This is a genomic window from Allobosea sp., from assembly GCF_048595345.1.
Lineage (GTDB): Bacteria > Pseudomonadota > Alphaproteobacteria > Rhizobiales > Beijerinckiaceae > Allobosea.
The window spans coordinates 42,913-52,738 of sequence record NZ_JBMDWH010000219.1 but is presented as its reverse complement, the minus strand read 5'-3'; the positions used below and the strand labels follow the sequence as shown (position 1 = coordinate 52,738).

At 66.8% G+C, this 9,826-nt stretch carries 15 protein-coding genes; 2 read left to right on the top strand and 13 right to left on the bottom strand.

Annotated elements, in window-relative coordinates:
* Positions 1-552: 552 nt before the first annotated feature.
* Genes ACOJTB_RS19420 through ACOJTB_RS19410 form a run of 3 tightly spaced genes read right to left on the bottom strand, consistent with a single transcriptional unit; the run spans position 553 to position 1,348 of the window.
* Positions 553-720, bottom strand: a complete 168-nt coding sequence (locus tag ACOJTB_RS19420) for a hypothetical protein (RefSeq protein WP_420104172.1) — start codon at positions 718-720, stop codon at positions 553-555.
* A gap of 4 nt (positions 721-724) precedes the next feature.
* Positions 725-1,108 (bottom strand): hypothetical protein, encoded by a 384-nt coding sequence (locus tag ACOJTB_RS19415; RefSeq protein WP_420104171.1) that lies wholly within the window; start codon positions 1,106-1,108, stop codon positions 725-727.
* A gap of 3 nt (positions 1,109-1,111) precedes the next feature.
* Positions 1,112-1,348: a hypothetical protein gene (locus ACOJTB_RS19410; RefSeq protein WP_420104170.1), complete on the bottom strand. Its 237-nt coding sequence runs from the start codon at positions 1,346-1,348 to the stop codon at positions 1,112-1,114.
* A gap of 58 nt (positions 1,349-1,406) precedes the next feature.
* Here ACOJTB_RS19410 and ACOJTB_RS19405 point away from each other — a divergent pair, with 58 nt between their 5' ends.
* Together ACOJTB_RS19405 and ACOJTB_RS19400 are read left to right on the top strand one after the other, a co-directional pair.
* On the top strand, positions 1,407-1,649 hold the full coding sequence (locus tag ACOJTB_RS19405; RefSeq protein ID WP_420104169.1) for a hypothetical protein: 243 nt from the start codon (positions 1,407-1,409) through the stop codon (positions 1,647-1,649).
* 15 nt (positions 1,650-1,664) lie between these two features.
* Positions 1,665-1,889, top strand: a complete 225-nt coding sequence (locus ACOJTB_RS19400) for a DUF7696 family protein (protein ID WP_420104168.1) — start codon at positions 1,665-1,667, stop codon at positions 1,887-1,889.
* A gap of 126 nt (positions 1,890-2,015) precedes the next feature.
* On the opposite strand, the gene ACOJTB_RS19395 is transcribed toward ACOJTB_RS19400, so the two are convergent.
* The 10 genes from ACOJTB_RS19395 to ACOJTB_RS19350 all read right to left on the bottom strand — a co-directional run bounded on the left by ACOJTB_RS19395 (position 2,016) and on the right by ACOJTB_RS19350 (position 9,826).
* Positions 2,016-2,588 (bottom strand): hypothetical protein, encoded by a 573-nt coding sequence (locus tag ACOJTB_RS19395; RefSeq protein ID WP_420104167.1) that lies wholly within the window; start codon positions 2,586-2,588, stop codon positions 2,016-2,018.
* A 120-nt stretch (positions 2,589-2,708) separates the two neighbouring features.
* Entirely contained in the window at positions 2,709-2,969 is a 261-nt protein-coding gene (locus ACOJTB_RS19390; protein ID WP_420104166.1) for a hypothetical protein, read from the bottom strand.
* Entirely contained in the window at positions 2,966-3,271 is a 306-nt protein-coding gene (locus ACOJTB_RS19385) for a hypothetical protein (protein ID WP_420104165.1), read from the bottom strand. The genes ACOJTB_RS19390 and ACOJTB_RS19385 overlap by 4 nt, the downstream gene beginning before the upstream one ends.
* Positions 3,271-4,113, bottom strand: a complete 843-nt coding sequence (locus tag ACOJTB_RS19380) for an N-acetylmuramidase family protein (RefSeq protein ID WP_420104164.1) — start codon at positions 4,111-4,113, stop codon at positions 3,271-3,273. Before ACOJTB_RS19380 ends, ACOJTB_RS19385 begins: the two co-directional genes overlap by 1 nt.
* 55 nt (positions 4,114-4,168) lie before the next feature.
* Positions 4,169-5,413, bottom strand: coding sequence for an SGNH/GDSL hydrolase family protein (locus tag ACOJTB_RS19375; RefSeq protein WP_420104163.1), 1,245 nt, complete (start codon positions 5,411-5,413; stop codon positions 4,169-4,171).
* 33 nt (positions 5,414-5,446) lie between these two features.
* Entirely contained in the window at positions 5,447-5,935 is a 489-nt protein-coding gene (locus ACOJTB_RS19370) for a hypothetical protein (RefSeq protein ID WP_420104162.1), read from the bottom strand.
* 219 nt (positions 5,936-6,154) lie between these two features.
* The gene (locus ACOJTB_RS19365) at positions 6,155-7,456 is read right to left on the bottom strand and encodes a tail fiber domain-containing protein (RefSeq protein ID WP_420104161.1); all 1,302 of its coding nucleotides are present in this window, start codon (positions 7,454-7,456) and stop codon (positions 6,155-6,157) included.
* 1 nt (position 7,457) lies between these two features.
* Positions 7,458-8,195 (bottom strand): hypothetical protein, encoded by a 738-nt coding sequence (locus ACOJTB_RS19360; RefSeq protein WP_420104160.1) that lies wholly within the window; start codon positions 8,193-8,195, stop codon positions 7,458-7,460.
* The gene (locus tag ACOJTB_RS19355) at positions 8,195-9,265 is read right to left on the bottom strand and encodes a baseplate J/gp47 family protein (RefSeq protein WP_420104159.1); all 1,071 of its coding nucleotides are present in this window, start codon (positions 9,263-9,265) and stop codon (positions 8,195-8,197) included. The genes ACOJTB_RS19360 and ACOJTB_RS19355 overlap by 1 nt, the downstream gene beginning before the upstream one ends.
* Positions 9,266-9,301: 36 nt before the next feature.
* Positions 9,302-9,826, bottom strand: coding sequence for a phage GP46 family protein (locus tag ACOJTB_RS19350; protein WP_420104158.1), 525 nt, complete (start codon positions 9,824-9,826; stop codon positions 9,302-9,304).

Genomic DNA, 9,826 nt, shown 5'->3' with positions numbered 1-9,826 from the left:
GCTGGAAGCCGAACTTCACCGCCGCCGCGAACGAGGACCCGAAAGGCTATCATGCGCTGCTGGCGGATGTCGTGCCGGCCCTGATGGGAACGGCGACGCCGGCACCGACCATCGCGGATGGCGTGATCGCCATGGAGCGCCTGGAGGCGATGCGGGCGGCCTTGGCGATCTAGGCTCAGGACCATTCATTTCGAATGAGATGTGACACACGGCGTCCGGGAGGATGCCGTGATGTCCGAGCCGCTCGGGCGGACCGGAGGCGGGCTGAACGCCAAGCCTGCGGTTGTCGTGCGGAACCGCAGGAGCGCGCGGCTGAGTAGAGAATTGGCCTTCCCGGCCGCCAAAATTCTCTGCGCAGGGGCGAAAGAGAGAAGGACACGGCGCCTTCAGGCACCGGAAATACCAGCGTTTCGAGCGGATCCGCGGCGAGTGCTGAGGCTGGGAGACGAGCTGGCGGACAGGGCGGGATTTAGGCCTTTCCGAGAATGCCGATAAATACGGCGTTTCTGCTGCTTTTGTTGCTCGAATTGTTGCACGTTTCGTTGCACGAAATCAGCCGCGCCAGAGAGGCATGGTGAGCCATGCGAGGCCCGCAATCCACGCGGCCGTGAGCAGGATGACACCGCCGACCCGAGCCAGCTCGCGCCGCCAGCGTGGCAGGGGGGCGCGCCGCTCGCGCTCTTTGGCGTTCCATTGGCCGATCTGTTCCCAGTGCCCCATCGCCTCATTCCTCGCCGCCGACGCGCCGGCGCCTCTCGGCCGGCGCCTCCCACCCCGGCAGCAGATCGTCTTTGCCGCCCTTGATCAAGGTCAGCCCGGTCAGCGAGGGCGGTAGGTCTGGAGGCAGGGTCGCGCCGAGATCGGGGCAATAGCCGCCGCACGGGATATCGCGGTGCATGATGCGGCCGTTTCGCTTGCGCGGCCGGTGTGGGCAGTTGTGGTGAAACTCGGCCAGAAGCTCGCCGATCGTCGTCGTCGCGCCGAAGCGCTCGGCGAGCAGCGCCAGGCGGACATTCGAGTAGGTCCGGCAGTTGGTGCAGGCGAAGCGCACCACGATCCATGGATAATAATGCAGGCTCGTATGCGGCCCCGGCAGATCGTCCGGCATCCCTCAGAACGGAATGGCCGGGCGGTGATCGGGATCGGGAACATGGCTGCGCAGCACGCTGACGCCATGGTCGAAGATCTCGACGGTATCGCCCGGTGACAAGGGAAGGCGGATCAGACGACGTTCGGCCTGGCCGCGCTCATGATGGCGAGACACAAGGTCGCGGCGGCCATCGGCGCGCACCGCGATCACCTTGAACCGGAACCTTTCCTCGTGATCTTCGACCGTCTGGGCTGACATCGTTTCCGCTCTCGCTTATGAGAACAGAATGAGAACAAGTGAGGCCAGAGTCAAGCCGATGGAGTTTCCTCTCAGGATCAAGCGAGCTGCCGAATGCTATCGGATCGAGGACGCGCAGGGCAGGGCGCTGCATCTCTATTACGAGGAAAACGAGTTGCGCCGGTCGATCATGAAGCGCTGGACACGGCAGGAAGCGGAGGAGATCGCCATCTATCTCGCCCGTAAGCTCTCGGAGGATCGTGCCATCCAGCTGCGAATGTGGGAGATCGCCAACCCGCCGATGAAGAAGCCGCGATTCTGAGATGCGCCCATGCCGATGAAATATTCTGTTCTCGCCGGCCGCGAGGTCGACACATGGTCGGAAGAGTGGCGGCTGGAATGCGAGGTCCTCTTCCTCGCCGAGATGCCGCTGGCGAGGCGCAACGAGGCGCTCGACGGGGTGAAGGACGGCCTGCGCGGTATCCGGCAGATCCGCGGCGACGCTGCCGTCGCGCAGTTGCGCGAACTCATCGACCGCTACGCGGCTCTCGCCCGCGCCTGAAAACAAAAAAGGCCCGGCACCGCGCGAGCGGGCCGGGCCAAGTCGTTTCAGGGGAACGAACCGAACGGCAGGAGCCATTCGAAGCCGGTTACGCCGGCCGGGCGATCGGCGGCCGAGGCCGCGATTTCAGGAAGGTGGACGGCGTGCGGCGATGTCGCGCACGGTCTGTTCGAGCGCCTTCAACCGCTCGTCATGGCCGGCCATGAAGGCGTCGAAGCTTTGGGCCTTGTCGATGAAAGCGGTGTTCGCCTTGGCCTGCTGCTCGACGAGGCCGAGCTTGACGCGATCGAGCGCCTGCTCGCGCTGCAGCGTCTGCATGCCGGTGTTCAACGCGGTGATCCCCTCCACCATGCCGCGCACTGTTAGCCCGGTCTGCGCATTCGCCGCTTCGGCGGATTGCTTCGCCGATCCGATCTGGCTCGTCAGGTCGGATCGCACCGAAGAGCCTGAAACATTGATCAGATACATCAGCCCGCCGAGCAGAACCGCCGTCATGGAGACTGCCCCGGCCAGCATCGCCATGATCTGCGGAAAGGTCAGCCGCGCCGCTCTGTGGGCCTTCCTATCTTCCTCGGCCTTGTTAGACCATTCGTCGCGGAATTCCATGAGGCTGCGACCGAGCGCGCCCAGGTCGTTGCGGACGATGGCGAACTCGGTTTCGAGCTTGCCGAGACGCTCTTCCGTGCGCGTTTCGCTCATCCGCCGCGCCCCCAGCAGCCTGCCGCCACGCCGCGCTCGAAATGCACGTCGATGCGCCGGGTCTCGGCTGGCGACGCGCCGCGCACATCGCGCAGGCTGTCGGTGATCACCCCGCAGGGCTTATCGACCGGGACCGTCTGACAGGCAGACGCCGCGAGCGCGATCCCACACGCCAGGGCAATCCTCGACATGGCGGCTCGCCGCATCGGCCTTCTCCTTCGCTTGCTCGTTCGATCGGGTGATGGTCGAGACGGCCTCGGATCGGCCGCTCTCATATTGCTGACAGCCATAGAGGCCGATCAGCAGCACGGCCGCCGCCACGGCCCAGACCTGCCAGGGAAGATTGCGAACGCCGGCCGCCAGCGCGAGCAGCAACGTCATGTCGTGACTTTCAGGCTGGGCACCTCGACCGCCATGCCCGGATCAGCGACGACGATGCGCTTGACGCCGGGAAGCTCTGCCGTTTCGGCGATCTTCACGGCCGGCTTCTCGCGACGCTGGCCGAGATAGATCACCCAGCCGACGAGAGCGGTGCCGCCGACCAGGATGGCACCCGCAAGAACCTCGACCATCGGCCCGGAGATCATCTGTGCGAGTTCCGGCGGCAGCCGGATCCAGGAGAGGATCAGGGGAACGAGAATCAGCGCCAGCTGGCGTGCGAGGACAGCCCAGTCGATCGGCATCAGAGAGTTCCTTTCCGGAAGGCGGAGAACAATGCGAGAAAGCCCGCCCACAGATTGGGACGCTCGGGCACGGCAGGCAGGGGATCGACGGCCGGCAGAACCGGAACCACCGCAGAAGGAGGGGGAGGCGGAACGGGCTCGGCCGGGGCCGGAGAGGGCACCACGATGACCGGCGCGACGATCACCGCTGGCGCCGGCGCGGGCGGAGGCTTCACGCCGCTGCCGGTCGTCGGGATCGGCGGATAGGGCGTGTCCGGAATCTTCGCCCATTTGGCGAAGGCCGCGGCGAGCTTGCCGGCATAATAGTCGACCTGGCCGGCGCCGTTGTACCCGCGGGCGAAGCCTTTCCAGTCGCGCCGGCGCAGCTCGTCGTCGAGACCGTTGGCGACGATGAAGCGCACCATCGCCTCGAGGTGCACCTCCTCGTCGTCGACGAAGGCTTCCACCATCGCGCGGGCGCTCGGATAGCCGGCGGCTCCGGCGTTGAAGCCCATGATCTGGCCCAGGCCCCAGCTGGTGGAGCGCAGGGCGATATCCTCGTCGATCGCCATGGCCGCGAGGATCCGGGGATAGCTGTCGGCCGGATAGGGCTTCGTGCCCCATTTCGGATAGGCGAGGCCGGCCGCGACCAGCCGATCGCGTGTCTTGCCGCTCGACAGGGCATAGGCTTTGTGCGGCTCATAAAGCGCCTTCAGCCGCCCTTCCTTGTCGAAACCCGAGCCAGCCGCCTCGACATCGAGCACGGCATGGATCTCGTCCTCGCCGACGCCGATCGTCGCGCCGATACGAGGCAAGTCGATATCGTCGAGGCGCTTGCCGGCGCCCCTGAAAGTCAGGGCCATGATGTTGCTCCGGAAACAGAGGTCGCGAAGTCAGCCGAGAGCAGGCTCGGCCGGTTCAGGGCACGACCGCCCGCGCCAGCAGCGCGGCGTCGTCGGCATATCCCGGCTCGGTCTTATGGATCGCGTCGCGCATCAGGCCGAGTGCGTTGGCGCTGGGGTAGCTGATGGATCGTGCGGCATAGTCGGCGACGACGCATCCTTGAGCTGCGCAGAGGCTGATCACGGCCTGCCTGTACGCGATCCGCTGCGCGTCCGTGCCATAGCCCCCGCTGTTCCCGAAGGAGGAGATCGCGACCACGACATCGGACCCGGCCGCCTTCGCCGCCGTGACGATGCCGAGGATGTTGGCGGTATAAGTCGCGACGTCGACATTGGTGTTGAGGTCGTTGGCGCCGAGCTGGATGACCGTGAGGTCCGGCGCGAGGACCGGCAGCACCAGCGAGGCGTTGATCGTCGAGGGATTGCTCGGCGCGTGATAGGCCGAGACCGTGCCGAAGGCGCCAGCATTGACCACATCGACGGCTGGCGTCGTCGTGTCCTGCGTGATCATGCCGATCAGGATGAAATAGCCCGATCCGCTCGGTTTCTGCACATTGTAGACATTGCTGCCGCGGGTGACGCTGACGGCGGCCTTTTGCGGGCCCTCAGTGCCGCCGGAGCCGTTCATCGTCGCCAGAACGGTCGCGTCGCTGTTCTGCGTCAGCGTGCCGGAGGCGTCGGCCGATCGCTGCCGGAAGTAGACCTCGACCCGATCGGTCTGGCCTTCGGGCGTGAACTTGAACGGGTCGGCCGCGGTCTGCGTCGCCCAGGAGACGCCGCCGAGCGTCTGGGCACTGCCGCTCCAATTGGTTGTGAAGGTCAGGCGCGGATCATAGGCCAGCTTGGCCGCCTGGTTCGCAAGACCGGACGAGGCGAAGAAGGACTGCCGGCTGGCGGGATAGCCACGCGCCGCGAGCGCCTTCACGAAATGCGCTGTGATCGAGCGCGGCTCGGCCGCTGTCGTCCATGTGTTGGCCGAACTTGTGCCCGCCCCGGCGCCGACCGTCAGGCTGTCGCCGATGAAGACGACACGCGGCCGGGCGATGCCGGCCCTGAGCTTGGCGAGCGCCGAATGCCATTTCCGTAGGTTCGCGGATTTGGCGAAGTAGATCGGATCGCGGATCTGTCCGAGCACGGCCTCGACCTGCCCAGAGGTCGCCGGCAGGCCGGGCGGGATGGCTGGCGGCCCGGCCTGGACAGACATGCCGAGCGGCGAAAGCAGGAACAGGGCGCACAAAAGCGCCCGCAGAAAGCGGTTCATCGGTTTGCTCGCGATGGTGGAGGGTTTAGGGGCTCAGTTGCCGGCGTAGGACACGCCGTCGCCGACGCCCGTGCCGTTGAAGCAGACGAGGCTGGCGTTGGAGACAGCGAAGGACATCGCTTCGCCCGGCGCCAGCACATAGCCGTTGCCGGTGCCATCGGTCGCGGTCGTCACGCCGGAGGGGCCGACCGTGAGACTGCCGACATTGCCGGCAAGCGCCTTGACGACGATGCCGTTCTGCAGTGCGGCGGAGGGCAGGCAAACCGCCGTCGACGCCGTGGCGATGCGCCCCTGCCCGGCAATGACCGTCGAGGGGGTCGGGGTCTGGACATAGCCGGGGGCGGCCGACGAGCAAGGCACGGCGACCCCGCTGGCGTTCAGGCAGAGCGGCACGAATCCGGGAACGTAATTCGGCACGGTGGGCGGGGGAAACCCGCCGGGGACCTGCGACGGGAATGTCGTCTGGGCCTGCGAGGCAGGGGCGCACAGCAGCGCCGCCAACGCGAGAGCGAGGCGCTTCATGGAGGGGAACCTTTCGAAGATATTGATCAGGCCTGAGCCTGACCCTTTAGGACCCGGTTTCGCCGGGTTACGGTGAACAGTCCCGCATCGACCATCTTCTGCTGGTCGGCTGCCAAGCGTTTATGGCTGAGATCGATGCAATGAGACTCGGCTTTGCTTCTGCCGTAGGCGGCAGAGTATGCGGCACCGAATGGGCGGATGAGGCGGCGCGACAGCTGCTCAAGAGGCCTTTTCGATTCCCGCCAACTGCTCGGTCAGCGCCTCGACCTGCGCGGACAGTTGCTGCACCGAGTTCACGAGCAGCGGGATGAAGACGTCCATGGAGAGCGTCTTCACATCCGTGAAAGTCGGCTCGCCCTCCCCATCGACGCCGGTCTGCATCGAGACCGTGCGCACGGCCGCCGGGATCAGCTCCTCGATCTCCTGGGCGATGAACCCGGATTTCTTGGGAATATCGTCCGCCTCCGATCTCAGGCGGTACTCCACAGTTCGCAGCTTAAGCAGCGTGCTCAATCCGAACGCGAAGGGCGCGATGTCCTTCTTAAGATTGCGGTCGGAAATCGGCGTGATGGACGTGTTGGTCGAGTAGATATTGCCCGCGCTGTCGACAGCGAAAACGGTTGAGCCGCCGGTCACTGCATTGACATGGCTGAAGGATCCGGCATTGCGGTTCGAACTGAACGAGGTCGGGTTGCCCGCACCGCTCTGGACGTGGAAGCCGCCATCGGACGGAACACTGCAACGAACCGTGACATCCGTCGACCAGGCCTGGATCGAGTTCGTCGAGGAGCCGGTATTGTTGAGCTCCAGCGCGACGCCATTGTCGGACTTGATGTAGGCCTTGACGTCGCGGCCGGATATCGCGGTCAAGCCTGAGGTGTTGATGAACCCATTGGCGGCATTCGCGCCAAGAGAAATAGCCCCTCCGCCGAGCACACCGATACCGCCGGAGGCGTTCAAAGCCCCCGTGACGGACAACCCGCCGCCCACGGCGAAGTCGCCGGCGACCTTGTCCGTCGTGCGTCGCAACGCGTTGTCCAGCCTGAAATCTGCCCCATCGAAGCGAACCTCGACGATTTCTCCGGCGAGCAAATAGCCGCCTGGAACCGCCGAGCCATCGCCTCGCAAGACAGCCTTGGCGCCAAGCCCGTTGACGTTGAGGGTGGCCGCCGCCGTGTTGGCGTTAGCAATCTTCAGGCGCAGTGGCGTCCCGGTCAGGTCGGCATAGGCTGCTGGTGCGGGATCCAGCGTGACGGTCAGCGCGTTGGCCGCGCCCCCAGCGGCCGAATAGTTCAGACGCTGCGAGCGGACCGCTTCCGTCGTCTGAAACGGGTTGTCTTCGTCCAAGACGAAGCCGCTCTTCTCGACGAGGTTCGCCGGCTCGTCGATGACGTTCTGCTGATAGCCATCGGCATCGGGCCAGGACCCGCGCGCCGCGGTCGCCTGGTTGAAATTGCGGTGCGTCGCGACCCCTTGCGCATTCACGGGCCCGGGATAGGCGATCGGTTCCCAACGTTTCATCTTACAGGCTCTCCGGGTCCAGAATGCCCAGCGTGTGGGCCGGGCGGATTTTTTCGATCAGACAGGTCAGGCCCGTGTCGTTGAGCTGGCCGAAGCCGAGCTGCTCGAAGCCGCTTTCCCCGAAGGTCAGCCAATCGAGCGAGAGCCCCTGGCCGGCGAAAAGGAAGATGTGCGGCAGCCCGGCCGACCCGAAACCCTCGGGGCCGCCGAGGTCGGACAGGCCAAATTCGAAGCCGAGCGGCTCGTCGATCGCCACCCCGGCGAAGCCGGCTCGGTTGAGCGAGGCGGCGATTTCCAGCCGGTTCGCTGTTTCCAGCGGGGCCTTGGCGTCGAGCACCATGGCGCGGCGCTCCGGCAGGCCGGTCACGGCCGCCAGGCAACCATCCGGAAGGCCGACTTCGCGTTCGTGATCCTCGACCAGCTCGGGCCGGCATTGCGAGACGAAAGCGCCGTAGCGGGCCCGGTTCAGCCAGTCATGGATCTGCGCCATCGTCTCGGCGACCAGCCGCGGCAGGCCATGCCAGACGAAGGCGCCCAATCCCTTGACCGTCTCGTCGGGCCAGGCCCGGCCGCGCGGGAACAGCCGCAGGCTCGGCCGCCACAGATCCTCGCCCGTGACGTCGGTGAGCCGGTCGACCGTCGCCGGCACGGCGCCGAGACCGTCGCCGGGCTGCAACGGCGCCGGATCGGCGATCCTGACCGGCAGCGTACCCGGGATGATCGCGAAGGTTCGCGACATCAGATCACCGTCAGGCCGGCGAAGACGGGGAAGTCGCCGCGCGCCAGTGCGGTATCGGTATCCGGATCCGGCACCACCATGCGGTGACGGGCCTCTCCGAGCGCACGCGAGCCGGCCTCGGACAGCCACGACGTCGGAAAGGTCTCGCCGTCATTGCCGACGAAGGCGCGTTCGTCGAACATGTCGAGCATCTCCGCGACGATTTCGCCGCGCGTCGCGGCGCTGTCGTCCTCGAGGTGCGAGAGCGTGACGGCGATCGGCTTTTCCGCCGCCTTCACCACCATCACCGTCGCGGTCAGGGGACGGCGCGTCTCCAGATGCTCCGCGCAGCGCAGGATGTCGCCGGCGGACGGGATGCGCGCGGCGCCTGATCCTTCCAGCAGCGGATAGACCGTCACGGTGCCGATCTGCGGCGCGGCCGCGAAGACCCGCGCGGTCGCGAAGCCCGGCACCTCGCCGACCCAGATCATGTAATCCGTTACCGTGCCGCCCCGCGGCTTGTTGCGCTTCCGGAAGAGAAGGCGCTTGCGATAGGCGGCGTCCGTCTCCTTCGCCACGCCGCCCGTCAAATCGAGCACGCCGACCTCGCCATCCTGCGCGATGCCGTCCCAGGGCTCGCGCAGCCGCACCGCCGCGCCGGCCGGCAGATTGCCGAGCGGCCCGGCCTCGACCGCATCGACCCGCGCCGTGAGGCTATTGCCCGTCGCCGTCACCGCCGTGCGGACGATGAAGGTCAGGCCCGAGGCATCGACCACCGCGCCGGCCGGCAGGATGGCGCCCGGGGTCGCGGCGAAGACGAGTTCGCCCGTCGCCATCGCCGCCGGCTTGCGGCCGAGGCCGATCTCGTAGCCATGGAGATCGAGCATGTCGTCGTCTGCGGTCGAGACGAAGATCTGCTTGTAGATCCACTCCGCCCGCAGGTTGCCCTGGCTCGCGGCCATGGCGCAGACCTTGACGAAGATCGGCAGGTTGTTCGGCCACAGATCCGCACGCGCCTTGTCGAAGGCGGTCGGAATGACGCCGCGCAGCCAGCGCGACACCTCTGTCAGGGTCGGGATGGTGAAGGCCAAGGCCGCCTACCTATGGATGAGAGGATCCGGAACAGATCAGGAGGCGCCTAGCGCTTCCCACAGGCCCGCGAACGGGCCGGAATAGAGCAGCGTGCCGTCCGGCCGCGCGATCGAGATGCGACGCTCGATCCGGTTTTCCGCCGGGATCGGGACGGCGGTGACGGTCACCTCGCCGATCGCGCCCTGCTTCTGGAGTGGCGCCAGCGCGACCAGCGCCGCATCCTCGACGCGGCGGGCATTGTCGTCGTCGACGAGGTGACGCCAGGCGAGCCAGGTGGTCGAGCCGAGCGGGGCCTCGCCCTTGGCGGCGTCGATGTCGAAGCCGTCGCCGGGCCAGCCGCGCTGGTCATAGGCGTAAGGGTCGAGCGGGTCGCGCTCGCCGCGCGCATCGCTCTCCAGCGCTAGGACGAGCGCCGTCTTCAGCGGGTCGCGCGCCACCAGCCCGGCGGGATTGCCCGGCTCGGTGAGAGGCGCCACCGCCAAGTCGCCCCACTGCCCATCCCACAGCGTATCGGGCGCGCCGTTGGCCGGCGCCAGGGCATCGGCGACGACCCGGACCAA

What these genes read in the sequence shown, in the direction of transcription:
- ACOJTB_RS19420 (WP_420104172.1), bottom strand. Translation starts at nt 720, where the DNA reads ATGGGGCACTGGGAACAGATCGGCCAATGGAACGCCAAAGAGCGCGAG.
- ACOJTB_RS19415 (WP_420104171.1), bottom strand. Translation starts at nt 1,108, where the DNA reads ATGCCGGACGATCTGCCGGGGCCGCATACGAGCCTGCATTATTATCCA.
- ACOJTB_RS19410 (WP_420104170.1), bottom strand. Translation starts at nt 1,348, where the DNA reads ATGTCAGCCCAGACGGTCGAAGATCACGAGGAAAGGTTCCGGTTCAAG.
- ACOJTB_RS19405 (WP_420104169.1), top strand. Translation starts at nt 1,407, where the DNA reads ATGGAGTTTCCTCTCAGGATCAAGCGAGCTGCCGAATGCTATCGGATC.
- ACOJTB_RS19400 (WP_420104168.1), top strand. Translation starts at nt 1,665, where the DNA reads ATGAAATATTCTGTTCTCGCCGGCCGCGAGGTCGACACATGGTCGGAA.
- ACOJTB_RS19395 (WP_420104167.1), bottom strand. Translation starts at nt 2,588, where the DNA reads ATGAGCGAAACGCGCACGGAAGAGCGTCTCGGCAAGCTCGAAACCGAG.
- ACOJTB_RS19390 (WP_420104166.1), bottom strand. Translation starts at nt 2,969, where the DNA reads ATGACGTTGCTGCTCGCGCTGGCGGCCGGCGTTCGCAATCTTCCCTGG.
- ACOJTB_RS19385 (WP_420104165.1), bottom strand. Translation starts at nt 3,271, where the DNA reads ATGCCGATCGACTGGGCTGTCCTCGCACGCCAGCTGGCGCTGATTCTC.
- ACOJTB_RS19380 (WP_420104164.1), bottom strand. Translation starts at nt 4,113, where the DNA reads ATGGCCCTGACTTTCAGGGGCGCCGGCAAGCGCCTCGACGATATCGAC.
- ACOJTB_RS19375 (WP_420104163.1), bottom strand. Translation starts at nt 5,413, where the DNA reads ATGAACCGCTTTCTGCGGGCGCTTTTGTGCGCCCTGTTCCTGCTTTCG.
- ACOJTB_RS19370 (WP_420104162.1), bottom strand. Translation starts at nt 5,935, where the DNA reads ATGAAGCGCCTCGCTCTCGCGTTGGCGGCGCTGCTGTGCGCCCCTGCC.
- ACOJTB_RS19365 (WP_420104161.1), bottom strand. Translation starts at nt 7,456, where the DNA reads ATGAAACGTTGGGAACCGATCGCCTATCCCGGGCCCGTGAATGCGCAA.
- ACOJTB_RS19360 (WP_420104160.1), bottom strand. Translation starts at nt 8,195, where the DNA reads ATGTCGCGAACCTTCGCGATCATCCCGGGTACGCTGCCGGTCAGGATC.